Raw genomic sequence first — 24,802 nt, 5'->3', positions numbered from 1 at the left:
CGGCCGCTCCGACGGGCCGAGGGCCGGTGTCCTCACAAGGCAAGGAGGGCCGGATATGGCTCTGCCGACAGCAGGAGAAATCGCTCCGATCGTCGCCTGGACCGGACAGCACCAGGGACAGACCGTCGATAGCAACCACAGTTACGCCACCACCCAGTGCGACGATTCCCGAACCCTGTTCGTGAGCGGGCACCTGTTCAGGACCGATCTGCCCAATCAGCAGTTCCACGTCTACTTCAAACTCGATGGCGGCGCTCCGGTTTCGACGCCGAGCACGTTCACGACCGGCGCGGACGGCACGGGAGACTTCGCCTTCTCCCTCGAAGGGATGGCTTCGGGCACGCACGCGGTGGCCGTCGAGATCAACCATGTCACCGACAATTTGACGTACTTCATGGATGCCGGCACCGCCACCGGCGGTAAGGGCATCCCGTTCACCTGCCCCTAGTCAGTCGGGGACATTGCGGGACAGTTCGTCGAGCCAAGCGGCGGCTGACGCGTCACTCGGGGCGCGCCAGTCGCCGCGCGGCGAAAGCGAGCCGCCCGAGCCGACTTTCGGAGCGTTGGGCAGTGTCGAGCGCTTGAACTGGCTGGTCTGGATGAAGCGGCGCAGGAACTCCGCCAGCCAGTGCTTGATGGTGGGGAGGTCGTAGTCGTGGCGTTGGTCGGCGGGGACCAGGTCGGGCCAGCGGCCTCGGGTGGGGTCGGACCAGGCGTGATGGGCGAGATACGCGATGCGGCTGGGGAGGTCGCCGAAGCGCAGCAGGTGGTAGAGGTGGAAGTCCTGGAGTTCGTAGGGGCCGACGGTGGCCTCGGAGCTCTGGGCGGGGGCGTCGCCGTCGCCGGGGATGAGTTCGGGGGAGATCTCGGTGGTGAGAATGGATTTCAGGACCTCGCCCGCTTCGGGGCCGAGGCCGTCGGTGTCGATGGTCCAGGCGACCAGGTATTTGATCAGGGTCTTGGGGACCGAGGCGTTCACGCTGTAGTGGGCCATGTGGTCGCCGACGCCGAAGGTGCACCAGCCCAGCGCCAGTTCGCTCAGGTCGCCGGTGCCGATGACCAGGGCGTTGTGCATATTGGCCAGCCGGAACAGGTGTGAGGTGCGCTCCCCGGCCTGCACGTTCTCGTAGGTGACGTCGTATTGCGGAACACCGTCGGCCGCAGGGTGATTCAGATCGCGCAGCATCTGCGTCGCGGACGGCCGGATATCGATCTCGTGGGCGCTCGCCCCGACCGCCCGCATCAGTCGCCGCGCGTCGTCGAGGGTGCGGCTGCTGGTGGCGAAGCCGGGCATGGTGTACGCCAGCACATTCGAGCGCGGCAGCCCGAGCCGGTCCATGGTCTTGGCGGCCACGATCAGCGCCACCGTGGAGTCGAGCCCGCCGGAAACCCCGATCACCACCCGCTGCGATCCCGTGGCCGTGAGCCGTGTGCTCAACCCCTCCACCTGGATGCGATGCACCTCCGCGCAGCGCTCGTTGCGCGACACCGGATCGGCGGGAACATAAGGGAAGCGCGGCATTTCCCGGTGCAACGTCACGGTCCCCGCGGGCACCGGCAATTCCACCTCGACACGCCGAAACCGCTCCAGCCGCTCCCGATGGTCGTGCACGGTGTCGGCGAAACTGGTCATGCGCAGCCGGTCGGCGGCCAGCCGCCGCAGATCCAGATCCGCGGTCACCACCTGCGAATGCGGCGCGAACCGTTCGCCTTCGGCGAGCACATTGCCGTTCTCGCACACCAGCGCCTGCCCGTCCCAGGCCAGATCGGTGGTCGACTCCCCGTGCCCGGCAGCCGAATACAGATAGGCGGCCACATACCGCGCCGAATGCGAGGTGCACAGGTCACGCCGATAGTCGGCCTTGCCGATGACGATATTGCTGGCCGACAGATTCACCAGCACGCTCGCCCCGGCCAGTGCGGCGAAACCGCTGGGCGGCAACGGCACCCAGCCGTCCTCGCAGATCTCGAGATGAAACACGAAGTCCGCCACATTGGTCGCGGTGAACAGTAGATCGGCCCCGAACGGCACCCGCTGCCCGGCGATCTCGATGTGATCGTCGAGGGCTTCCCGTGCGGCCGCGAACTGCCGCTTCTCGTAGAACTCGCGATAGTTCGGCAGATAGCTCTTGGGCGCGGCCCCCAGCACCCGTCCGTCGTGGATCACGATGCCGCAGTTGAACAGCCGTCCCTGCGCCCGCACCGGCGCACCGACCACCAGCACCGTGTCGATGCCCGTGCTCTCGGCGACGATCCGCTCGATGCCCGCCGCTACGGCCGCGTCGAGCGCGTCCTGGTGGAACAGGTCATCGGCGGTATAGCTGGACAAGCCCAGTTCGGGAAAGACCGTCAGCACCGCGTGCTCGGCCGCGGCCCGCCGCGCCAGCAGCAGGGTCTGCTCGGTATTGAAGCCCGGATCGGCGACCCGCACCGGCGGCACCGCCACCGCGACGCGCGCGAATCCGTGCCGATACAGCGAATCGAACGGTAGCTGCTGTGACAACACCGACCCCTTTGCGTCCGGCCGAGGTGATCATGGTCCGTCCGCAAATCTACCGGGTCACTCCCGGGCGGATTGCTCGCGCAGCCGGGCAAGGGTTTTCGACAGGATGCGCGAGACGTGCATCTGCGAGATGCCCATCTGCTGCGCGATCTGGGTCTGCGTCATGGATTCGAAGAATCGCATGGTCAGAATGCGGCGTTCGCGTTCGGGCAGCCCGGCCAGCAGCGGCCGGATTGCCACGTACTCCTCGACGCGGTCGAACTGGGATTCCTCCTCACCCAGCGTGTCGAGCAGGGAAGCCTCGGTATCGCGGCCCACCGAGACGGCGTCGATGCTGCTGGGCTGGTAGGCGTTTCCGGCGATGACCGCCTGGGTGACCTCGTCGGCGTCGATGCCGAGATGGGCGGCGATCTCCTTGGCGGTGGGGGAGCGGCCCAACTGCTGCGCCAGCGCGTCGATGGCGGAGCCGATGCGCAGATGGGTTTCCTTGACCCGGCGCGGCACCCGCATCGCCCAGGTGTTGTCACGGAAATAGCGGCGAACCTCGCCCATGATGGTGGGTACCGCGAACGACAGGAAGTTGGAGCCGCGCGATATGTCGAAGCGGTCCACCGCGTGCACCAGACCGACCCGGGCGACCTGGGTGAGATCGTCGAAAGGCTCACCGCGACCGCTGAATTTGCGGGCGATGTGATCGGCCAGGGGAATACAGCGGTTGATCAACTGGGAGCGCAACGCGGCACGCCGCCCGGATCCCGGCGCGGCCGCGGCCAATTCCTCGAACAGCGTGGCGACATCGTCGTAGCCGGAGACACTGCGCGCGACCTCCTCGGCGACCTCTTCGGCCTCTTCGGGGTCGACCTGCTCCTCGGCGGTCTCCTCAGCTTCGGAGTCCTCGGCGGCACCGTTGACCGCGCCGCCACCGTCCTCCGGCGCGGTGTCCGGACGCGGATCGGATTCGGGCTGTTCAGGATCGGGGGTCGAGTCTGGATCGGGTTTAGCGGCGAACACGTCTGCTCCGTCGGTCACTACGCCTTCCCCCGGACCCGCCGGAACTCCACGGCCGTCGGGTATCCGGAGCGGGCAGCATCGAAGGGTTCCTGGCCGGCGGTGATCTCGTCGGAGAGGGTGCGCAGCACATGCCAGCCGAAGCTGTGCTGATCCGGCAGCCCCTCGGCGGCGGCGATTCCGCTGACCCGCACGATCAAATCGGTGTCGCCGACGGTGAACCGGCACGACAGGGTGGAGCCGGGCACGGCGAGCGCAATGAGGGTGGACGCGGCCTCGTCCACGGCCAGTCGGATGTCGGCCACCTCGTCGAGGGTGAAATCGCTGAGTAGCACCAGGGTTTCGGCGAGTCCGCGCACGATGGGCAACTGGGAGACGGAGGCGGCGACGCCGATCTCGACCGGTGTGCCGCGCAATCCTGGTTCCGCCGAAATGTTGATCACCCTGTTAAGGCTACCCATTCCGGCGCGCGGCAATCAGCCATTCGGCCCGGCCGATAGACTGCGCGCTGTGTGCACCTCATCCTCCCCGTTCCAGCGGCCCGCGCCGATGATCGCCCCGTCCATCCTGTCCGCCGACTTCGCGCGCCTGGCCGAGGAGTTGCAGGCCATCGAGGGCGCCGACTGGGTGCACGTCGACGTGATGGACAACCACTTCGTGCCGAATCTGACGCTGGGACTGCCGATCGTGCAGAGCCTGCTGAAGGTCACCGACATTCCGATGGACTGCCATCTGATGATCGCGAACCCGGAGCGCTGGGCGCCGGGCTACGCGGAGGCGGGCGCCTACAACGTCACCTTCCACGCCGAGGCGACCGACAATCCGATCGCGGTGGCCCGCGACATTCGCGCGGCGGGCGCGAAGGCGGGGCTCTCGGTCAAGCCGAACACCCCGATCGAGCCCTACCTGGAAATCCTGAAGGAGTTCGACACGCTGCTGGTGATGAGCGTCGAACCCGGTTTCGGCGGACAGTCTTTCATCGCCAGCGTCCTGGACAAGGCCAAGCAGGTGCGCCGTCTGGTCGATGCCGGTGAACTGCGCCTGGTGGTGGAGATCGACGGCGGCATCAATATGGACACCATCGAGCAGGCCGCCGAAGCCGGAGTGGACTGCTTCGTGGCCGGATCCGCGGTGTACGGCACCCCGGACCCGGCTGCGACGGTAGAAGCATTGCGGCAGAAGGCGATCGCCATCGAGGCCGCCTCCGCTTAGGCGCGCTCAGCCCTGGGCCCGCTCAGCGTTTCAAGAGCGCTTCGATCACCGATTCCAGCGGCGGCACACTGTCGATGGAATCGGGGGAGTGGATCCAGGTGCGATACCCCGTCCGCTCGTCATCGGCGGACGGGAGCACGACCTGCGCTCCCGAGCACGCGACCGTGGCGTAGAGCCGGAACAGGGCCGCGGCCACGGATTTACTGAGGGTGTCCGGGCGGGCCGGACCGGTGATGAAGGTCCAGCGTCGCGCCCGGGGGTGATGGACCACCGGCCCGGCCAGATCGGCCTGGGTGAGCCGCTGCTGGACGCGTTCGCCGAGCTCGGCGGGCATGGTGATGGCGCCGTAGCGCTGGCCTATCTCCAACAGGATGTGTCGTGACGTCTGATCGATCGATGCCGGCAGGTGATATTCGCGGCGATACTGCACGCAGCGAACTTCGAGTGTCGAATCGAGAAGCGTTGTCACGCCACACCCCCGTCTGTACCGAATTTGTTGTCTGCCACCTGGATCCGACCCGCGCGGGGTCCAACCTTCCTTCGGTTCGATTGCTTGCGATGACCGTCGGCGGCCGGGAGTGGCCGGGGACGCGTTGACCGTTCTGCACTGAACTGCTCGCGGAGAAGTTGAACTGTTGGAATCAGCTGCATAACAATCTTGCGACCATTTTCGCTCCCGCGCAAGATTCTGGTGTAAGCGAGTCGTGGATTGGGTACTACCTGCCGTTGGCCCAGGTCAGGCCATTCGTCAAACCGGGAAATTCGGGCTTTTCAATTGGCTTCCCCGGTTAATTCGGACAATTTCGAGATCGCAAGTTGGCTAATGCCCGATTTCGTCTGTCCATCGGTCTCCAACTCTCCAGTGAACAAGGCCGCATGTCGCCTACGACCCGGCGTCGTTAGGCTGAGGGGGAGGGCCGACCGCCGCGGGAATACCGCCCGTGTCGCAGGCTGTTGCCGCAAGCGGAGCCCGCACACGAGTAGGGAGAGACAGACATGTTCACAGGCATCGTCGAGGAGCTGGGCGAGATCGTCGGCACCGAACAGGTGGACGACTCGGCGCGCCTCACGATTCGCGGCCCCCTGGTGACCTCCGATGCCGGACACGGTGATTCGATCGCCGTGAACGGCGTCTGCCTGACCGTCGTGGACCGCGAGGTCACCGGCGATACCTTCACCGTCGACGTGATGGCCGAAACCCTGCACCGCTCCAGTATCGGCGCCCTGGCCGTCGGCTCGCGGGTCAACCTCGAGCGCGCCGCCGCCGTGAACAGCCGTCTGGGCGGCCACATCGTGCAGGGTCACGTCGACGGCACCGGCAGCATCGTCTCGCGCACCCCGTACGAGAACTGGGAGGTCGTGCGAATCTCCCTGCCCGACAACCTGGCTCGCTACGTCGTCGAGAAGGGCTCCATCACCCTCGACGGCATCTCGCTGACCGTCTCCGGCATCGGGATCGCCGCGGAGGCCTACGCCGACGGCGCGAAGGACTGGCTCGAGGTCTCCCTCATCCCCACCACCCGCGAGCTCACCACCCTCGGCACCGCCCCGGTCGGCACCGTCGTGAATCTCGAGGTCGACATCATCGCCAAGTACGTGGAGCGCCTCGTGCAGCGGGGCTGATCTCCCGGAGGCCGGGAGTCGGCGCAAATCGGGCGCGGCCGCTGGCCTACTGTAGGTGGGCACCTAATTCGAGATGGAGCACAACAGACGTGACCAGGTTCGACACCATCGAGCGCGCAGTCGCCGACATCGCCGCCGGTAAGGCCGTTGTCGTCGTCGACGACGAGGGCCGGGAGAACGAGGGCGACCTCATCTTCGCGGCGGAGAAGGCGACCCCCGAGCTCGTAGCCTTCATGATCCGCTACACCTCCGGTTACATCTGTGTGCCGCTCACCGGGGACGACTGCGATCGGCTGGGCCTGCCCCCGATGTATGCGGTCAACCAGGACAAGCACGGCACCGCCTACACCGTGGCCGTGGACGCCCGCGAGGGCATCAGCACCGGCATCTCGGCCGCGGACCGCGCCACCACCATGCGCGTGCTGGCCGACCGCAATGCCAAGTCCGACGAGCTGACCCGCCCGGGGCACGTGGTTCCGTTGCGCGCCAAGGACGGTGGCGTGCTGCGCCGCCCCGGCCACACCGAGGCCGCCGTGGATCTGGCGCGCATGGCCGGGCTCAGCCCCGCCGGTGTCATCTGCGAGATCGTGTCGCAGAAGAACGAGGGCGATATGGCGCGCACCGACGAGCTGCGCGTCTTCGCCGACGAACACGACCTGGCGCTGATCTCGATCGCCGACATGATCGCGTGGCGGCGGCGCAATGAGAAGCACGTCAAGCAGGTGGCGGAAGCCAAGCTGCCCACCGAGTTCGGTGATTTCCGGGCGATCGGCTACGAGAGCGAATACGACGACGCCGAGCATGTCGCCCTGGTGATGGGTGACATCGGCGACGGTGCGGACGTGCTGGTGCGGGTGCACTCGGAGTGCCTCACCGGTGACGCGTTCGGTTCGCTGCGCTGCGACTGCGGCCCGCAGCTGGATGCCGCGCTGGAGATGATCGCCGAGCAGGGGCGCGGTGTGCTGCTCTACATGCGCGGCCACGAGGGCCGTGGCATCGGGCTGCTGCACAAGCTGCAGGCGTACCAGTTGCAGGACGGCGGCGCGGACACCGTCGACGCCAACCTGGAGCTGGGTCTGCCCGCCGACGGCCGCGACTACGGCATCGGCGCACAGATTCTCGCCGATCTCGGCATCACCTCGATGCGGCTGCTGACCAACAACCCGGACAAGCGCGCGGGCATCGAGGGCTACGGCCTGAGCATCAGCGAGCGCGTCGCCATGCCGGTACGCGCCAACAAGCACAATCTGCGCTATCTACGCACCAAGCGGGACCGGATGGGGCACGACCTCGTCGGCCTGGAAGACTTGGATCTCGGCGAGACCGCGAACTGATCGCGGCTCCAACCGAACTGCTGCGCGAACTGACTACCGAGAGGGCGGAACAACGATGAGTGGTACGGGCGTACCGACGTTCGAGCTCGCCGATGCCAAGGACCTCAAGCTGGGGATCGTGGCGTCGCGCTGGCACACCACCATCTGCGACGCGCTGGTCGCGAACGCCGAAAAGACCGCCCGTGACGCGGGCGTCTCCGACATCACCGTGGTCCGCGTGGCCGGGGCGATGGAGCTGCCGGTGGTCGCGCAGGCGCTGGCCCGCACCCACGACGCCGTGGTCGCCCTCGGCGTCGTGATCCGCGGCGGCACACCGCATTTCGAGTACGTGTGCGATTCGGTCACCGCCGGTCTGACCCGGGTGTCCCTCGACGAGAGCACCCCGGTCACCAATGGGGTGCTCACCGTGAACACCGAGGAGCAGGCCCTCGACCGTGCGGGCCTGCCGGGCTCGGCCGAGAACAAGGGCGAACAGGCCGCGGCCGCCGCCCTCGACGCCGCACTGACCCTGCGCGAACTCACCCAGACGGTCTAGCCGTGGCCGAGTCGACAACCGAATGGGATCTCGAGGTGCGACCGCATCACGCGATCTTCACCGTGCGGATCGTGGCCGCGGTACTCGCGGCCATCTTCATCTTCGGCGGTTTCGTGCTGCGGCACGGTTCCACCGGCGTGAACTTCCGGGTCTCCGACCAGATCGGGTTGATGCTGTTCGGCCTGGTGCTCGCCGGTGGCGTCCTGACGCTGACCCGGCCTCGCGTCCGCGTCGGCAAGCGCGGCGTCGTGGTGCGGAACATCGTGGGCGACAATGAATTCCAGTGGAAGGACATTCGCGGGATCTCCTTCCCGGACAAGAAGTCCTGGGCCCGGCTGGAACTCGCGCACGACGAGTACGTGCCGATGATGGCCATCCGCTCCAATGACAAGATGCGCGCCGCCGCGGCCATGGACCGCTTCCGCGAACTCGGCGCGAAGTACAGCGCCGAGCAACACAGCTAGTTCTGGCCGCTCGCGAGGATGGTGTAGGCCTCGATCGCGGTGATGACGGTGACCGGGACGCCGAGGGCGAGCGTGCCGATGGCACCGCCCAGCCCGGCGCCGACGGCCGCGCCGGCAATGCATCCGCCGGGGGCGCCGACCAGGAAGGCCGGCGGCATGAGTGCGGTGCCGACGGCCACTCCGGCTACACAGCCGCCCACCAGACCGATTGCGGCACCGACCATTCCGCCGATCGCAGTGGCCAGGCCGATCTGTGAGCTCGCCATCGCGATGGCGTTGTTGAGCTCGTCCTGGGAGAAGACCGCCTTGGCGTTCGCCGGGGTTGCGGGGACGGCCTGGACGGGATCCGTACCGGGGTTGAGGGTGATGGTGCGGCCGTCGGCATCGATGCGTGCGGCGATCGGCCAGTCCTGCTCGTTCAACCGATAGGTCAAGGGCATGCCGAAGACGAGATTGTCACCGGCATCGAGGATTTCGAACTCGCTGCCACGCACGGTGATTCGACCCGCATCGGTGCGAAGCACGACAGATCGGTCCACGACACTCGCGGTGTAGTGGATGCCGGGCAGCACATCGGTGCTGAGGGTGGTGCCCGGGCGGTCGGGGGCCGCGGGCGCGTCCGCGGAGGCAGTGCCGCCGGTGATGCCCACGGCGAGTGAGGCGGCAACGACGACGGTGTGCAGTGACTTCATCAGGGCTTACTCCTTCTTCGCGAAGTCACCATAAACAGGTGAGATAGGGGCGGAGAACGCCACAAAGGAAGCATCCGAGGATGTATCGAAGGTGGCATTCGAAGTCGGGTCGCCGGCTGCGAGACTTCTGCCCGTGTGCTCGGCTCGGTCAGCTCAGCTCGCCGAGCGCCGCCAGTAGAGGGGTGAGTGCGGCGATATCGCCCTCGATCTGCACGCGGCCCTGGGCAATCGAATCCGGTAGGGACAGGCGGCCCGCGCCGATGGCGGCCAGGGTCGCGGCGTCGGTGTGGACAGTTGTTGCGGCGGAGACGGTTTCGGTGCCGGGGGCAATTTTGGCCTGGCCGTCGTGCACCCGCAAGTAGGCGTGGGTTCCGTCGACCTCGAAGGCGATGTCGATGTCGAGTCCCGCCAGTGCGGCCGGGTCGGCGAGATGCGTGAACGCGAGCAAGGCCCATTCCGCCTTCACCCGCATACCGTCGTCCGGCTGTTCGGGTACGGCATGGCGAACTCCCCACAGCGCCAACGGCATCAGCGCGCGCGCCAATTCCTCGCCACTCGGGGTCAGTTCGTAGACGGTGGAGGCGATGGGCGGCGCGAGATATTTGCGTTCGACCACTCCGTCGCTCTCCAGCTGTTTGAGCCGGGTCGCCAGCAGGCTGGTCCCGATGCCGGTCAGCGCCTCGGCCAGGTCCGAGTAGCGCTTCGGTCCGGTCATCAATTCCCGGACGACCAGCAGTGTCCAGCGCTCGCCCACGAGATCGAGAGCGCCTGCCAGGCCGCAGAACTGGTCGTATGAACGTCGCGTCACGATGCCCAGCCTACCCGCGTCACTCCATGATTGTCTCTCTCAACTTCTGAATCTTCCTTGTCCACTTCAAAATCTTATGTAACAGTGAAGTGGTCACCGAACATCGGAGAACGCCATGAGTCAGACCATCGAACTCAGCCACGGCACCCTGCGCTACCGCGACACCGGCACCGGCCCGGTCGTCGTGTTCGTGCACGGATTCCTGCTCAACTCGAACACCTGGCGGCACGTCATCCCGACCGTCGCCGCCGCCGGATACCGTTGTCTCGCACCGGATCTACCGGTCGGCGGTCATACCCTGCCCATGCCCGACGCGGATCTGACCGTTGCGGGGGTGGCCTCGATTCTCGAGGAATTCCTCGAACGCCTCGACCTGCGGGAGGTGACCCTGGTCGCCAACGACTCCGGCGGCGCGATCACCCAGGTGCTGCTGGTGCGCCGACCCGAGCGGGTCGCGCGGGCCGTCCTCGCGGGAGTCGACTGCTACGAGTACTTCCCGCCCCCGATCCTGCGCTGGGCCCCCTTGTTCGCGGCGCTGCCGGGTTCGACCCGGATGCTCACCGAGGCCATGCGCGTGCGCGCGCTGCATCGGCTGCCGTTCACCTTCGGCCGGATCACTGAGCGGCCGATTCCCCGCGACGTGATGGACGGCTACCTGACGCCGAGTCGGACCAGCGCCGCCATCCGCGCCGACGCACGCCGCTTTCTGCGGGATGCGAGCCCACAGCGAACTCTCGACGCGGCCCGCCTCCTGCACACCCTGACCATCCCCGTGCTCATCGTCTGGGGCAGTCGGGACCGGATGATTCCGGTGGCCTTCGCGCAGCGGCTGGCCACCGACATCCCCCATGCCACTCTGCATCTCATCGACGACGCGCAGATGCTCATCCAGGAGGATCAGCCGCACGCGCTCGCCGCGCGGATCGTCGAATTCCTGCACGACACGGCGGCGGCTCTCGAGTCGAGCGCCGCCGCGGTGCCGAACCCGAGCTAGCGGGGACCGCCCAGCACCGCGCCCTCGCGGCGCGGATCCGCGCCGCCGATCCAGCCGTTGCCGTCGCGGAGCAGCGCCGAGAGGCCGCTGGACTGCGGAGCGACGGAGACCTGGTCGCCGTCCTGACGCAATTGCTGGACGAGGGGGTCGTGGTCGCCGTTGTCGGTGGCGTTCACCACGGGGTGTTCGCCGCCGACATAGGTGGTAGGCGCGTTGGCCGCACCGAAGTCGATCATCGAGACCGCCTGCTGCGGGTCCATGCCCCAATCCAGCAGGCCGACCAGAGTTTTCACCACGAACTGGATGATGACCGCGCCACCGGGGGAGCCGGTGACCAGGTGTAGCTGGCCGCGGGTGCCGTCGGGGTTGCGGTCGAAGACCAGGGTCGGGGCCATGGAGCTACGCGGGCGCTTGCCCGGGTCGAGGCGGTTGGCGATGGGGACGCCGTCCTTGTCGACGGGTTCGGCCGAGAAGTCGGTGAGCTGGTTGTTGAGGATGAAGCCGTCGACGAAATGGAAGGAGCCGAAGGCGGATTCGACCGTGGTGGTCATGGACGCGGCATTGCCGTACTTGTCGACGATGGAGATATGGCTGGTGCCGTGCTCGGGCTGCTGCGGGCCCGCGCTGAGCGGAACCGGGCCGAAGTCACCGGGTTTGGCGGTGCCCAGGCTCTTGGTCGGGTCGATGAGCGCGGCACGCTGCTTCAGGTAGTTCGGGTCCAGCAGCTTCTGCGGTGAATTGCCCGGCAGCGGAACGAAATCCGAGTCGGCGATGTATTTGTCGCGGTCGGCGTAGGCCAGCCGCTCGGCCTCGGCGATCAGGTGCACGGCCGCGGCGGTGGGCTTGCCGCCGTCGCGGGCGACATCGCTGTCACCGGACAGGTCGGTCGGCTTCATCGACGCCAGATCGAAATTGGACAGAATGCCCAGCGCCGACTCCACCGTGATGCCGCCCGAGGACGGGTTGGGCATGCCGCAGATCTCGTGATCGCGATACGGCGAGCACACCGCGGTGCGCTTCTTGGCCTGGTAGGACTGCAGATCCGTGAGCGCGAGCAGGCCCGGGGTGCGCCCGCCGGAGGTGGTGGCGGTGGTGTCGACGATGTCGGCGGCGATCGCGCCGGTGTAGAAGGCGTTCGCGCCGTCGGTGGCGATGGCCCCGAGCGTCTTGGCGAAGGCCGGATTGGTGAGCGTGGTGCCGGAGGGCTTCGCGCTGCCGTCGGGCTTCAGGAAATACGCCTTAGCAGCGTCGTCGCGGGCCAGGTCGGCCTTGGAGTCGAAGATCTGACTCGCCATCCGGGGCGAGATCTTGAAGCCGCCGTCGGCGAGATTGATCGCCGGGGTGAACAGATCCTTCCATGGCTGCTTGCCGTGCTCGGTGTGGGCCAGCTCCAGCAGCCGCAGCACGCCGGGCGTGCCGATGGAACGGCCGCTGGCGCGCGCATTGGGTTGCGGCACAGTGTGATCGGCGGCGCTGATGTAACGCAGATAGTCCTCGGTGGCCGCCGCCGGTGCGGTCTCGCGGCCGTCGTAGGCGTCGAGGGTCTTGGCGGTGTTGTCGTAGTACATCAGGAACGCGCCGCCGCCGATGCCGGTGGCCTGGGGCTCCACCAGATTCAGCACGGTCTGCGCCACGATGAGCGCGTCCGCGGCGGTGCCGCCGTCGCGCAGCACCTTGCAGGCCGCCTCCGTCGCAACGGGATTGGCGGTCGAGACCGCGAAATCGGCGGTGCGCACCGGTTTCATGCCGGTGCGAAAACCGGTGGCCACCTCGGGGTTCAGGGAAAGATTGGTGCTGCTGGGTCCGGCGGGCACGCCCGAGGTGACGGGAGTTCCGTTGGGGGACACCGTGCATGATGCGGTCTGGTTCGTCGACGACGAACAGGCGGTGACCAATCCGAGCAGCAGGAGCAGGGCGGCAGCGCCGCTCCCGGTTCGTCGCAAGCGCCTCATGACCGGACTCTAGCGCCGCGTGCGCGCCGGGGCAGGGGTTTGACGGGCCGACATGGGTGGGTTGTCCGGATCGGCCGTCGTCGCAGGTCACCCTGAGATTCGCAGCGGTTTTGCGGCTAACCGCATAAACCGGACCAATTGGTCGCTCGACCGGCAGAATTCGCGGAAACTTAACCCCCTCGGAGCGCCGATGTGGCCTACAGCAAACGACGGGGTACCCTCGGCGTGCCTCACTTCACGATTGCGGAGGGTTAACCCGGCGAATGACCGAGATCCGGACAACTGCCACCAGCCTCAACGCCGAGGACAGCGGCTATCACAAAGCGCTGAAACCTCGCCAGTTGCAGATGATCGCCATTGGTGGTGCCATCGGCACCGGCCTGTTCCTCGGAGCGGGTGGACGACTGGCCAGCGCCGGTCCGTCGCTGTTCCTGGTGTATCTGATCTGTGGCATCTTCGTCTTCTTCATCCTGCGCGCACTGGGTGAACTGGTGCTGCACCGCCCGTCCTCGGGCTCGTTCGTCTCCTACGCCCGCGAATTCTTCGGCGAGAAGGCCGCATTCGTGGCCGGGTGGATGTACTTCCTGAACTGGTCCATGACCGGCATCGTCGACACCACCGCGGTCGCCACCTACCTGCACTACTGGGGGCCCTTCCAGCCGGTCGCGCAGTGGATTCTGGCGCTGGGTGCACTGGTGATCGTGCTCGGCATCAACCTCGCCTCGGTGAAGTGGTTCGGCGAGATGGAATTCTGGGCCGCCATGATCAAGGTGCTGGCCCTGGTCACCTTCCTGGTCGTCGGCACCGTCTTCTTCGCCGGGCGCTTCAAGGTAGACGGGCAGACCACCGGTTTCGGCATGGTCTCCGACGCGGGCGGCTGGTTCCCGACCGGCGTGCTGCCGCTGGTCACCGTCACCTCGGGTGTCGTGTTCGCCTACGCCGCAGTCGAAATGGTCGGCATCGCGGCGGGCGAGACGGAGAATCCGGCGAAGATCATGCCGCGCGCCATCAACTCGGTGATCATGCGAATCGCCTTGTTCTACTGCGGCTCGGTGATCCTGCTGGCGCTGCTGCTGCCCTACACCGATTACAAGGCGGGGGAGAGCCCGTTCGTCACCTTCTTCGGCAAACTCGGTGTCGCGCACATGGGCTCGATCATGAACTTCGTGGTGTTGACCGCCGCCTTGTCGAGTTTGAATGCCGGACTGTATTCGACCGGTCGCATTCTGCGGTCGATGTCGATGAACGGCAGCGCCCCGAAATTCACCTCGCGGATGTCGAAGGCCGGTGTGCCCTACGGCGGCATTCTGCTCACCAGTGCCATTGCGCTGTGCGGTATCTGGCTGAATTACCTGGTGCCGTCCAAGGCGTTCGAGATCGTGCTGAATGTGGCCTCGCTGGGCATTCTGGCGTCCTGGGCGACGATCGTGGCCTGCCAGTTGAAGCTGTACTACTGGTGGAAGAACGGCCGGGCCGAGCGGCCCGCGTTCCGCATGATCGGCGCGCCCTACACCGGCATCGCGACCCTGCTGTTCCTGGGATTGGTGCTGGTACTCATGGCATTCGACCGGCCGGTCGGTACGTGGACGGTGGCGAGCCTGCTGATCATCGTGCCCGCCCTGGCCGTCGGCTGGAAGGTCGCCAGCCCGCGGGTGCTGGCCATCGCCAAGATGCGCGAGGGTTACACCGGTGAATTCCCGGTGATTCCGCCGATCCCCATGGACGACAAGTAGTTTCCGGCTTCCGGGGTACACTGGGAAATCTGCTCCGGACCTGGGATTTCCACGGCCGCACGCGAATTCGCGTGCGGCCGTTATGTGTTCGAGATCACTGTGTAGGGCCCTTCGCTATCGGCTGTGGCCATGGTCATAACTTCGTGAACGAGATTGTCCGGCATCGAAACATTTGGTTAGCGTCAGGTTCAGCGCGTTCGCAGGGGGCGCGCGACCAGGGGTTACTCGATGAGGAGTGCTGTGAGTTCGCAATCGGCAGTTGCCGACGAGGTGGTTATGACACCGGCGGTCGCGGAGAATGGCGTTCCTGCCACGATTTTCGAGCGGATGCTCGCGGGGGTCCGGGGGACCCGGGCGGGTTCGGGGCTCTCGTTGCCCGTCAAGGTGCGTGAAGCGCGGTATGTCGCCCTGGGCGCCATGGGATTGGCGGTGCTGCACAGCCTGATCTCCACTATGGGCGGCGTGTCCTGCGTGATCGGCAGCATCGGCCACTTCTTCGCGGCCTGGGTGATCGGCGGTCTCGCACTGCTTTTCGGCCTGCGCTCGCGCTGGATCTGGATCGGCGCGCTCGGATTGGCCAGCCTGCAGGTGTTTCTGGGCATCTTCACGCTGGTATCGGCCGAAATGCCCACGGGCGTAGGACCGTTCACCGTGCTGTTCGGCGTGATGGTGTCCGGCGTCGTGCTCGCGCTGCTGCTGCGCAAGGACTGCTACAGCTGGTTCGCGGCGGCCTGATACGAAAGCCGCCCACCGTGAGCCGGTGGGCGGCAATCACTTTCGCTACGTCAGTTTTCGCTACTTCAGGCTGCGGCCCAGTGCGCGGCCGGCATTGCGGCCCGAGAAGATGCAGCCGCCCAGGAAGGTGCCCTCCAGGGCGTTGTAGCCGTGGACGCCGCCGCCACCGAAGCCGGCGACCTCACCTGCGGCGTACAGGCCCGGGAACGGGGTGCCGTCCGGGCGGATGACCTGCGAGTCCAGGTTGGTCTGCAGGCCGCCCAGGGTCTTGCGGGTCAGGATGTTCAGGCGTACACCGATGAGCGGGCCGTGCGCGGGATCCAGGATCCGGTGCGGGCTCGCCACCCGGACCTTGTCGCCCAGGAAGCGCCGCGCATTGTTGATCGCCATCAGTTGCGCGTCCTTGCTGAACTTGTTGGCGACATCCCGGTCCCGGGCCACGATCTGGCGTTCGATATCCGCGAGATCCAGGTGCGGGCCGCGCGCGATCTTGTTCATCCCGGCGATCAGCTCGGCCAGAGTGTCGGCGACCACGAAGTCGACGCCGTGCTGCTTGAACGCCTCCACCGGCCCCGGCGCGCCCTTGGCCACCCGGCTCTTGAGCGCCAATTTCAGGTCCTTGCCGGTGATATCGGGATTCTGCTCGGAGCCCGAGAGCGCGAACTCCTTCTCGATGATCGTCTGATCGAGGATGAACCACGAGTAGTCGTAGCCGGTCGAAAGAATCTGCTTCATCGTGGCATTGGTGTCGAAACCCGGGAAAGCCGGTGCGGTCATGCGCTTTCCGTTGGCGTCGAACCACAGCGACGACGGCCCGGGAATGATGCGAATGGCGTGATCGGGCCAGATGGAATCCCAGTTGTGGATGCCTTCGGTGTAGTGCCACATGCGATCCCGGTTCACGATGCGCCCGCCCGCGGCCTCGGTGATGCCGAGCATGCGCCCGTCGACGTGCGCGGGGACACCGGAGATCATGTGCTCGGGGCAGGGGCCCAGTCGATCGGTGGGCCAGTTGCGGCGGATGAGTTCATGATTGTGGCCGATACCGCCCGACGACACGATGACCGCCGCGGCGTGAAGTTCGAACTCGCTCTCGATGTTTCGTGACGACGCGACGCCACGGTCCTCGTTCGAGGGTTCGAGCACGCTGCCGCGCACCCCGGTCACCGTGCCGTCCTCGACCACCAGTTCGTCGACGCGATGGCGGAACGCGAAGCCGACCTGCCCGCGCTTCTCCGCCTCCAACACCGGCTCGAGGAACACCCGCACCACCTCGGGGCCGGTACCCCAGGTGAGGTGGAAGCGCGGCACCGAATTGCCGTGCCCGTCGGCGTGCACGCCGCCGCGCTCGGCCCACCCGACCACCGGCGTCACCCGCAGCCCGAGGTCGTAGAGGTACTGCCGCTTCTCGCCGGCCGCGAATTCCACGTAGGCGCGGGCCCACTGCCGAGCCCAGTGATCCTCGTCCTCGCGGTCGAAACCGGCCGACCCGAACCAGTCCTGCATGGCGAGTTCGAGGCTGTCCTTCACCCCGAGCCGCCGCTGTTCCGGGCTGTCGACGAAGAACAGCCCGCCCAGCGACCAGAACGCCTGCCCGCCGAGGTTGGCGCGGTTCTCCTGATCCAGCACGAGCACCCGCCGACCCGCCTTGACCAGCTCATAGGTGGCGACGAGACCGGCCAGACCGGCGCCGACGACGATGACATCCGGGTTCTCGATCATGCCTGATTCCTTGCCGTAGAAGTTCGATACACCAATGTATCCAACGAGGTTGCAGCTGTACAGGCACTCGATACACCGCTGTATCGAGCGTGGTTGTCGGTGGCACGTGGCATGGTTCGAGTGTGCCGACTTCCCTGCCCGGATCGATGTCACTCGCCGCGGCGCGCCGCACCGCTCTCGCGGCGCAGGGTTTCGCGACCGCGCGTCCCAGCGGGACGCCCACCCGGCGGACCGTCATGAAGGTGCTCGACAGCACGCGGTTACTCCAACTCGATTCGGTGTCCGCGGTGGTGCGGGCGCACTACGCGCCGGTGTTCAGCCGGATCGGGGCCTATGACCGGGAGTTCCTCGATGAGGCCGCGTGGGCCGATACGGCTCGTCGGCCGCGCCGATTGGTCGAGTACTGGGCGCACGAGGCGGCACTGATCCCGGTCGAGGATTGGTCGCTGATGCGGTGGCGGATGGTCGACTATCGGCTCGGTCGGTGGCGCGGCATGCGGGAGGTCTTCGAGCGCAATCCGATGCTGGCCGAGGACGTGCTCGGCGTGGTCAAGGAGTTCGGGCCGAGTACCGCGGGGGAGATCGAACGGCATCTCGAGCTCGATCGGCCTCGTAGCAAGGACAATTGGGGCTGGAACCACAGCGACACGAAGATCGTGTGCGAGGCGCTGTTCTCCGCGGGCGAGCTGACGGTGCCCAAACGCGTTGGCTTCCAGCGCTATTACGACCTCACCGGGAATGTCATCCCGGCCTCGGTCCTGGCCCACGAGCCGACCGAGCCCGAAGCGGTCTTGGAACTGGTCCGGCGGGCCGCCATCGCGCACGGGATCGGCACCGAGACCGATCTGCGTGACTACTACCGGCTCAAGCGAATCCAGACCGAACCGGCCATCGCGGATCTGCTGGATTCGGGTGAGCTGGAACAGGTCACGGTCGAGGGCTGGGACAAGCCCGCGTATCTGCATGCCGAGGCGCGCACGCCCCGCCGGGTCAGCGGCAGCGCGCTGCTGTGCCCGTTCGATCCGCTGATCTTCTTCCGCGACCGCACCGAGCGGCTCTTCGACTTCCACTACCGCATCGAGATCTACACGCCGGAACACAAACGCGTGCACGGGTATTACGTCTTCCCGTTCCTGCTCGACGGGGAGTTGGTGGGACGCGTCGATCTGCGGGCCGATCGCGCCAGTGGGCGGCTATTGGTGCCGGGGGCTTTCGCCGAACCCGGTCACGAGCACAAGCGGGTGGCGGGTGCGCTGGCCGTGGCGCTGCGGGAAATGGCCGACTGGCTCGAGCTGGATACCGTCGAGGTCGGCGAAAAAGGCGACCTCGCAGCGCAATTGCGTCGCGAGATCGCCTAGTTTCGGATCTGACGGGTCAGAACGGCCCGTCGGTCCAGGCGTTGAGCACGATGCCCTTCTTGCCGTCGCCGTTGCATTCGATGGTCATCGGCATCAGCGGCCGCGGCGAATCACCCACGATGTAGGTGGGGGACTGGTAGCCGTTGCCGACCTGGCGGGTGCCCACGCACTCCACCACCGCGGCGTACCAGGCGTTCTCGGGGCAGGTGAAGGTGGCGGTGTCGAGCGTCCGGTCGATACGGCAGACATTGTCGGCGTGCGCGGCCGGGGCCCCCGCCAGCGAAATCAGGCCTGCCGCGCCGATGCCGAGTGCGGAGCCGAACGCGAGCGAACGGCGACGCGGGTGGAGATGGTGATGATCAGTCATCGAACAAGCTCCCTCGTATACGGACAGATCAATCGAAACAGTTCGGACCATACTGACCGCGAGTGCGGCCGGACCGTCGAAACTCGCGAAGATCGATGCCCGGCGTGGCGCGGCGTCACCGTCAGAGCAGCACGCTCGCGCCGGGCCGGAAGTAGTCCCGGTGCAGGAAGATCGGCCCGCGCGCCGAGTCTGCGGGCATGGAGACCGCCACCAGCGCGGCGGCGGCCAGGCACAGGGCCCCGGCGATGGCGAGTGAGCGGCGGCGCGTGCGCAGACCGGTCATGACGTTCCCCTCTCTGAACTGATCTTGGGGATACTTCGTCGCCGCGCGGGCTACGGATGGCCGGGCGGCGCCCCGCATCGCCTGTCGGGGGTACTGACTACCCTGGACGGGTGGCAGATCCCGCGACCTACCGGCCCGCTCCGGGCACCATTCCCGTCGAACCCGGCGTCTACAAGTTCCGGGACAAGTTCGGGCAGGTCATCTATGTCGGCAAGGCGAAAAGCCTGCGCAGCCGCCTGAACTCGTACTTCGCGGACGTCGCCGGGCTGCATCCGCGCACCCGGCAGATGGTGACCACGGCGGCCGGCGTCGAGTGGACCGTGGTGTCCACCGAGGTGGAAGCGCTGCAGCTGGAATACAACTGGATCAAGGAATTCGATCCGCGCTTCAATGTGCGCTACCGCGACGACAAGTCGTACCCGGTGCTGGCGGTCAGCCTCGACGAGGAGTACCCGCGGGTGTTCGTCTACCGGGGCGCGCGCAAGAAGGGCGTGCGCTACTTCGGTCCTTACGCGCACGCCTGGGCCATTCGCGAGACTCTGGATCTGCTGCTGCGCGTGTTCCCGGTGCGAACCTGTTCGGCGGGAGTCTTCAAGCGGCACAGTCAGATCGGGCGTCCCTGCCTGCTCGGCTACATCGACAAGTGCTCCGCGCCCTGCATCGGCCGGGTGAGCGCGGCCGAGCACCGGGACATCGTGGACGACTTCTGCGACTTCCTCGCGGGCAAGACCGACCGCCTGGTCAAGCAGCTCGAGCGGCGCATGCACGAGGCCGCCGACGAACTCGACTTCGAGAACGCCGCCCGGCTGCGCGACGACGTGCAGGCGCTCAAGCGCGCGCTGGAGAAGCAGGCGGTGGTGCTGGGTACCGGCACCGACGCCGATGTCATCGACTTCGCCCTCGACGAACTCGAGGCGGCGGTGCAGATCTTCCACGTTCGCGACGGTCGGGTGCGCGGTCAGCGCGGCTGGGTGGTCGACAAGTCCGGTGACGCCATCGACGCCGTGGGGTCCGGTGGCGAGCTCCCGGTGCTGGTCGAGCAGTTCCTCACCCAGTTCTACGGCGAGCAGACCGCGGTCGCCGCGCAGAGCGGCGAGTCCCAGCCCGGTGCCGTGGTCCCGCGCGAGGTGCTCGTCCCGGCCCTGCCCGATGACCATGAGCAGGTACAGGATTGGCTCTCGGGCCTGCGCGGTTCGGCCGTGCAGTTGCGGGTGCCGCAGCGCGGGGACAAGAAGGCCCTGGCCGAGACCGTGCAGCGCAATGCCCAGGAAGCCCTCGCTCAGCACAAGCTCAAGCGGGCCGGGGACCTGACCGCGCGCTCGGCCGCGCTGCAGGAACTACAGGACGCCCTGGATCTCGACAGCGCCCCGCTGCGAATCGAATGTGTGGACATTTCGCACGTTCAGGGCACCGATGTGGTCGCCTCGCTGGTCGTCTTCGAGGACGGGCTGGCCCGCAAATCCGAGTATCGGCACTACGGCATCAAGGAGGCCGCCGGCGACGGCCGCTCCGACGATGTCGCCAGCATCGCGGAGGTGACCCGGCGGCGCTTCGGGAAACTCCGCCGCGATCTGGATGCCGCCGAGGCCGCGGAACTCCAATCCGATTCCGAGGCAACCGATTCCGACCTGCCTCCGGGCATCGACCCGAAGACCGGCAGGCCGCGCCGCTTCGCCTACCCGCCCAACCTCTATGTGGTCGACGGCGGCGCACCCCAGGTGAACGCCGCCGCCGAGGTGCTCGACGAACTGGGCATCACCGATGTCGCGGTCATCGGCCTGGCCAAACGCCTGGAGGAGGTGTGGGTGCCCAACGAGCCGGACCCGGTGATCATGCCGCGCACCAGCGAGGCCCTCTATCTTCTGCAGCGGGTTCGCGACGAGGCGCACCGCTTCGCCATCACCTTCCACCGGTCCAAACGCTCGCGTCGGATGACCGCATCGGTGCTGGATTCGGTGCCCGGTCTGGGCGCGACCCGAAAGACCGCACTGGTTCAGCACTTCGGATCGGTCGCCAAGCTCAAGCAGGCTACGGTGGAGCAGATCACCGAGGTCCCGGGCATCGGCGTGGCCACCGCGAAGGCGGTCCTGGCCGCGCTACAGGCCCAATAGAGATCGTTTGCGGAAGCCGATCCAAGGTCGAATGCGGTGTGGCGCGCTGTCCGCGCGCCGTGGCGCGTCGAATGGTGACGCACCGGGTAGAGTGCGACACGCCGATCGGGAAATTTGCGACACGCCGCGTGTGCTGGTCGGGAGCAGAAATCACAGCTAGGTCTCGCTCCCTTCGTGCGCCTGCCGCGTTTCGGGCCATCGGTGCAGGATGATCGAGGGAACCTCAGACACGAACCGGTAGGACATGACGCGCGTCGAAGCCAGTACCAATACGGCCGAAAACAGCAAGACATCCCAGACAGGTGAGACCCAGCCGACGGCCCGGCGCGGACGGTCGGCATCCGATTCGACACCGGTGGAGGTCGTGATCGTGACCGGCCTGTCCGGTGCGGGTCGCGGCACCGCCGCCAAGGTGCTCGAGGACCTCGGCTACTACGTGGCCGACAACCTCCCGCCCGAATTGATCGGGCGCATGGTCGAACTCGGCGGCAGCGCCGAACCGCCCATCCGCAAACTCGCGCTCGTCATGGACGTGCGCAACCGCTTCTTCACCGGAAACCTCGCGGCGGTGGGCGAACAGCTACGGAACGCAGGTGTGCGCACCCGCATCCTGTTCCTGGAAGCCTCCGACGATGTGCTGATCCGACGCTTCGGTTTCGCGCGGCGGCGGCATCCACTGCAGAGCGACAGCGCCGACGGCACCCTGACCGCCGGCATCGCCGCCGAACGGCGGCGACTATCCCCGGTGAAGACGGCAGCCGACGTGGTCATCGATACCACCGAGCTGTCGATCCACCAGCTGCACCGCAAGCTCGAGGAGGTCTACGGCGGCGACGCCGCCACCGTGCTGCAGCTGACCGTTCAATCGTTCGGTTTCAAATACGGGGTCCCGCTCGACGCCGACATGGTGTTCGATCTGCGATTCCTGCCGAATCCGCACTGGATTCCGGAACTCCGCGAAAAGACCGGACAGGACGCCCCGGTCAGTGAGTATGTGTTGTCGCGTCCGGGTGCCCAGGACTATCTGGGCACCGCGCGGCATCTCGTCGACCTGACCACCGAGGGCTACCGGCAAGAGGGGAAGCGATACATGACCGTGGCAGTGGGCTGCACCGGCGGTAAGCACCGCAGTGTGGCGATTTCGGAGGCGCTGGGAGACGCCCTGGCCGACAACGAGTCGGGTGACGTGGTGCGCGTGGTTCATCGGGATCTGGGGCGGGAATGAGTGAGAGCGATTCCGGCCGGACCACCAATCCGGCCATCGTGGCGCTCGGTGGCGGCCACGGCCTGTACTCGACGCTGACCGCCATCCGGCGGCTCACGCGCAAGATCACCGCGGTGGTGACCGTCGCCGATGACGGCGGCTCCTCGGGGCGGCTACGTTCCGAGCTCGGCATGCTGCCCCCCGGCGATCTGCGAATGGCCTTGGCGGCCTTGGCCGAAGAGGCCGACGGCATCTGGGCGCGAACCTTGCAACATCGCTTCGGCGGCACCGGTGCACTGGCCGGGCATTCGGTCGGCAATCTGATTCTGGCCGGTCTCACCGAGGAGTTGGGCGACCCGGTCGCCGCTCTGGACGAGGCCGGAAAGATTCTGCGGATCACCGGGCGGGTGCTACCCATGTCGCCCATCGCGCTCACCATCGAGGCGGATGTGTCCGGCCTGGAAGGTGATCCACGCGTGAGCCGCTGCATTCGCGGTCAGGTTGCGGTGGCGACCACGCCGGGCAAGGTGCGCCGGGTGCGGCTGATCCCGTCGGATCCGCCCGCCTGTCCCGAGGCGACCTCGGCCATCGAGCACGCCGATGTGGTGGTGCTGGGCCCAGGTAGCTGGTTCACGAGTGTCATCCCGCATGTGCTCGTGCCCGAATTGCACGAAGCGCTGTTGCATACGCGGGCGCGGAAAGTGCTGGTGCTCAACCTCGCTGCCGAACCGGGCGAAACGGCCGGATTCTCCGCGGAGCGGCACCTGCATGTATTGTCCCAGCACGCACCGGATTTCACAGTCGACCATGTTTTGGTGGACTCGGGTTCCGTACCCGAGGGTAGGGAACGCGAACATCTGGCAAGAGCTGCCGAACAGCTGCGTGCGCGAGTAACCTTCGCTGATGTCGCCGAGGCGGGGACGGACCGGCACCACCCCGGAAAGCTTGCCGCCGCACTGGATCAGGTGATCCGGCAACCTCGGCCGGAATTGGCAGGGCTTCGAATCGAAGGACGGCATATGGGCCAACGCGTGCGGTCCGGGTTGGGTGGAAAGGAGCGCGTCTCGTGGCGATGACAGCGGAAGTGAAGGACGAGCTGAGCCGACTCTCTGTATCACAGGTGAGTTCGCGCAAGGCGGAACTGTCCGCGCTACTGCGGTTCGCCGGTGGATTGCACATCGTCGGCGGTCGCGTGATCGTCGAGGCCGAGGTGGACATGGGTTCCATCGCGCGCCGGCTGCGCCGGGAAATCTTCGAGCTGTACGGCTATGGCTCGGACGTGCATGTCCTAGGCGCGGGCGGACTCCGGAAAACCTCCCGGTATGTGGTGCGGGTTTCCAAGGAGGGCGAGGCACTGGCGCGCCAGACCGGCTTACTCGATGTGCGTGGTCGGCCGGTGCGGGGTCTGCCCGCGCAGGTGGTCGGCGGCAGCATCGGTGATGCCGAAGCCGCTTGGCGCGGAGCGTTTCTCGCGCACGGCTCGCTCACCGAACCCGGTCGTTCCTCCGCGCTCGAGGTGAGCTGCCCGGGACCCGAGGCCGCACTGGCCCTCGTGGGTGCCGCCCGGCGCATGGGCATCTCGGCGAAGGCGCGCGAAGTGCGCGGCACCGATCGCGTGGTGGTACGCGACGGTGAGGCCATCGGGGCGCTGCTCACCCGCATGGGTGCGCAGGACACCCGGCTCACCTGGGAGGAGCGGCGCATGCGCCGCGAGGTCCGGGCGACGGCCAACCGGCTGGCCAACTTCGACGACGCGAACCTGCGTCGGTCGGCCCGCGCGGCCGTGGCCGCCGCGGCCCGCGTGGAGCGCGCCCTGGAAATACTGTCCGACGATGTACCCGACCACTTGGCGGCCGCGGGCAAGCTGCGCGTGCTGCACCGGCAGGCGTCACTGGAGGAGCTCGGCCAGCTGGCCGATCCGCCGATGACCAAAGACGCTGTGGCGGGCCGGATTCGGCGGCTGCTGTCGATGGCGGACCGCCGTGCCAAGGAACTCGGCGTGCCCGACACCGAAAGTGCCGTCACCGCAGAGCTGCTCGAAGAGGCGTGAATCACGCTCGTGGGTGAGTAAACTCGCTCACAACCGTCGAGTTATTCCGTTCGGAAGCGTCGCAACCGTTGTGGTTGCGGCGCTTCCGTCGTGTGTGACGAAAGTGAACGTTTC

At 67.0% G+C, this 24,802-nt stretch carries 24 protein-coding genes; 14 read left to right on the top strand and 10 right to left on the bottom strand.

The features are described from left to right. The first annotated feature begins 55 nt into the window (after positions 1-55). On the top strand, positions 56-448 hold the full coding sequence (locus ACYVN4_RS09560) for a hypothetical protein (protein ID WP_460719370.1): 393 nt from the start codon (positions 56-58) through the stop codon (positions 446-448). Here ACYVN4_RS09560 and ACYVN4_RS09555 read toward each other — a convergent pair whose 3' ends face one another. From ACYVN4_RS09555 to ACYVN4_RS09545, 3 genes are read right to left on the bottom strand one after another with little or no spacing between them, the layout of a single operon-like run. After that, a complete protein-coding gene (locus ACYVN4_RS09555; RefSeq protein WP_460719368.1) occupies positions 449-2,503 on the bottom strand; it encodes an NAD(+) synthase in 2,055 nt (684 codons plus the stop codon). A 57-nt stretch (positions 2,504-2,560) separates the two neighbouring features. Then, on the bottom strand, positions 2,561-3,532 hold the full coding sequence (locus ACYVN4_RS09550) for an RNA polymerase sigma factor SigF (protein ID WP_460719366.1): 972 nt from the start codon (positions 3,530-3,532) through the stop codon (positions 2,561-2,563). After that, complete coding sequence (locus ACYVN4_RS09545) at positions 3,532-3,954, bottom strand: anti-sigma factor (RefSeq protein ID WP_460719364.1); 423 nt, start codon at positions 3,952-3,954, stop codon at positions 3,532-3,534. The genes ACYVN4_RS09550 and ACYVN4_RS09545 overlap by 1 nt, the downstream gene beginning before the upstream one ends. 106 nt (positions 3,955-4,060) lie before the next feature. Between ACYVN4_RS09545 and rpe the strand changes: the two genes are divergently transcribed. After that, positions 4,061-4,723, top strand: coding sequence for a ribulose-phosphate 3-epimerase (gene rpe, locus ACYVN4_RS09540; RefSeq protein ID WP_460720540.1), 663 nt, complete (start codon positions 4,061-4,063; stop codon positions 4,721-4,723). A 22-nt stretch (positions 4,724-4,745) separates the two neighbouring features. Here the strand turns inward: rpe and ACYVN4_RS09535 are convergent, their stop codons facing one another. After that, positions 4,746-5,192, bottom strand: a complete 447-nt coding sequence (locus ACYVN4_RS09535; RefSeq protein WP_460719362.1) for a hypothetical protein — start codon at positions 5,190-5,192, stop codon at positions 4,746-4,748. A gap of 527 nt (positions 5,193-5,719) precedes the next feature. On the opposite strand from ACYVN4_RS09535, the gene ACYVN4_RS09530 reads away from it, so the two are divergent. The 4 genes from ACYVN4_RS09530 (at position 5,720) to ACYVN4_RS09515 (ending at position 8,679) form a co-directional block, all read left to right on the top strand. Beyond that, positions 5,720-6,346 (top strand): riboflavin synthase, encoded by a 627-nt coding sequence (locus ACYVN4_RS09530; RefSeq protein WP_460719360.1) that lies wholly within the window; start codon positions 5,720-5,722, stop codon positions 6,344-6,346. Between the two features lie 89 nt (positions 6,347-6,435). After that, positions 6,436-7,680: a bifunctional 3,4-dihydroxy-2-butanone-4-phosphate synthase/GTP cyclohydrolase II gene (locus ACYVN4_RS09525; protein WP_460719358.1), complete on the top strand. Its 1,245-nt coding sequence runs from the start codon at positions 6,436-6,438 to the stop codon at positions 7,678-7,680. Between the two features lie 55 nt (positions 7,681-7,735). Continuing rightward, positions 7,736-8,215, top strand: a complete 480-nt coding sequence (gene ribH / locus ACYVN4_RS09520) for a 6,7-dimethyl-8-ribityllumazine synthase (protein WP_460719356.1) — start codon at positions 7,736-7,738, stop codon at positions 8,213-8,215. A 2-nt stretch (positions 8,216-8,217) separates the two neighbouring features. Next, positions 8,218-8,679 carry a PH domain-containing protein gene (locus tag ACYVN4_RS09515; RefSeq protein ID WP_460719354.1) on the top strand — a complete coding sequence of 154 codons (462 nt, stop codon included), beginning with the start codon at positions 8,218-8,220 and terminating at the stop codon, positions 8,677-8,679. Here the strand turns inward: ACYVN4_RS09515 and ACYVN4_RS09510 are convergent. After that, a complete protein-coding gene (locus ACYVN4_RS09510; RefSeq protein WP_460719352.1) occupies positions 8,676-9,371 on the bottom strand; it encodes a hypothetical protein in 696 nt (231 codons plus the stop codon). The two genes, ACYVN4_RS09515 and ACYVN4_RS09510, sit on opposite strands and share 4 nt — an antisense overlap. Before the next feature lie 148 nt (positions 9,372-9,519). Further along, positions 9,520-10,179: a winged helix-turn-helix transcriptional regulator gene (locus ACYVN4_RS09505; protein WP_460719350.1), complete on the bottom strand. Its 660-nt coding sequence runs from the start codon at positions 10,177-10,179 to the stop codon at positions 9,520-9,522. A gap of 115 nt (positions 10,180-10,294) precedes the next feature. Between ACYVN4_RS09505 and ACYVN4_RS09500 the strand changes: the two genes are divergently transcribed. Then, complete coding sequence (locus tag ACYVN4_RS09500) at positions 10,295-11,173, top strand: alpha/beta fold hydrolase (protein WP_460719348.1); 879 nt, start codon at positions 10,295-10,297, stop codon at positions 11,171-11,173. Here ACYVN4_RS09500 and ACYVN4_RS09495 read toward each other — a convergent pair. Then, complete coding sequence (locus ACYVN4_RS09495; protein ID WP_460719346.1) at positions 11,170-13,125, bottom strand: gamma-glutamyltransferase family protein; 1,956 nt, start codon at positions 13,123-13,125, stop codon at positions 11,170-11,172. The genes ACYVN4_RS09500 and ACYVN4_RS09495 overlap by 4 nt on opposite strands. Before the next feature lie 263 nt (positions 13,126-13,388). Between ACYVN4_RS09495 and ACYVN4_RS09490 the strand changes: the two genes are divergently transcribed. Together ACYVN4_RS09490 and ACYVN4_RS09485 are read left to right on the top strand one after the other, a co-directional pair. Further along, on the top strand, positions 13,389-14,858 hold the full coding sequence (locus ACYVN4_RS09490; protein WP_460719344.1) for an amino acid permease: 1,470 nt from the start codon (positions 13,389-13,391) through the stop codon (positions 14,856-14,858). A gap of 240 nt (positions 14,859-15,098) precedes the next feature. Continuing rightward, the gene (locus tag ACYVN4_RS09485) at positions 15,099-15,593 is read left to right on the top strand and encodes a hypothetical protein (protein WP_460719342.1); all 495 of its coding nucleotides are present in this window, start codon (positions 15,099-15,101) and stop codon (positions 15,591-15,593) included. 60 nt (positions 15,594-15,653) lie between these two features. Here the strand turns inward: ACYVN4_RS09485 and ACYVN4_RS09480 are convergent, their stop codons facing one another. Beyond that, complete coding sequence (locus ACYVN4_RS09480) at positions 15,654-17,315, bottom strand: FAD-binding dehydrogenase (RefSeq protein ID WP_460719340.1); 1,662 nt, start codon at positions 17,313-17,315, stop codon at positions 15,654-15,656. Between the two features lie 146 nt (positions 17,316-17,461). Here ACYVN4_RS09480 and ACYVN4_RS09475 point away from each other — a divergent pair, with 146 nt between their 5' ends. Beyond that, complete coding sequence (locus tag ACYVN4_RS09475; RefSeq protein WP_460720538.1) at positions 17,462-18,673, top strand: winged helix-turn-helix domain-containing protein; 1,212 nt, start codon at positions 17,462-17,464, stop codon at positions 18,671-18,673. Between the two features lie 16 nt (positions 18,674-18,689). Here the strand turns inward: ACYVN4_RS09475 and ACYVN4_RS09470 are convergent, their stop codons facing one another. Next, complete coding sequence (locus tag ACYVN4_RS09470) at positions 18,690-19,040, bottom strand: hypothetical protein (RefSeq protein ID WP_460719338.1); 351 nt, start codon at positions 19,038-19,040, stop codon at positions 18,690-18,692. A gap of 121 nt (positions 19,041-19,161) precedes the next feature. Continuing rightward, positions 19,162-19,323, bottom strand: coding sequence for a hypothetical protein (locus ACYVN4_RS09465; RefSeq protein ID WP_460719336.1), 162 nt, complete (start codon positions 19,321-19,323; stop codon positions 19,162-19,164). Positions 19,324-19,433: 110 nt separating this feature from the next. Between ACYVN4_RS09465 and uvrC the strand changes: the two genes are divergently transcribed. The 4 genes from uvrC to whiA all read left to right on the top strand — a co-directional run bounded on the left by uvrC (position 19,434) and on the right by whiA (position 24,688). Further along, on the top strand, positions 19,434-21,434 hold the full coding sequence (gene uvrC / locus ACYVN4_RS09460) for an excinuclease ABC subunit UvrC (RefSeq protein ID WP_460719334.1): 2,001 nt from the start codon (positions 19,434-19,436) through the stop codon (positions 21,432-21,434). A 244-nt stretch (positions 21,435-21,678) separates the two neighbouring features. Beyond that, positions 21,679-22,659, top strand: a complete 981-nt coding sequence (gene rapZ, locus ACYVN4_RS09455; RefSeq protein ID WP_460719332.1) for an RNase adapter RapZ — start codon at positions 21,679-21,681, stop codon at positions 22,657-22,659. Next, positions 22,656-23,714, top strand: a complete 1,059-nt coding sequence (locus ACYVN4_RS09450) for a gluconeogenesis factor YvcK family protein (RefSeq protein ID WP_452399622.1) — start codon at positions 22,656-22,658, stop codon at positions 23,712-23,714. The genes rapZ and ACYVN4_RS09450 overlap by 4 nt, the downstream gene beginning before the upstream one ends. Further along, positions 23,705-24,688, top strand: coding sequence for a DNA-binding protein WhiA (gene whiA, locus ACYVN4_RS09445; protein WP_120736392.1), 984 nt, complete (start codon positions 23,705-23,707; stop codon positions 24,686-24,688). Before ACYVN4_RS09450 ends, whiA begins: the two co-directional genes overlap by 10 nt. Positions 24,689-24,802: the final 114 nt, after the last annotated feature.

It is taken from the genome of Nocardia heshunensis, from assembly GCF_054782115.1.
Note: the sequence above shows the minus strand (reverse complement) of the source record. Positions and strands in the feature narration are given on the sequence as shown.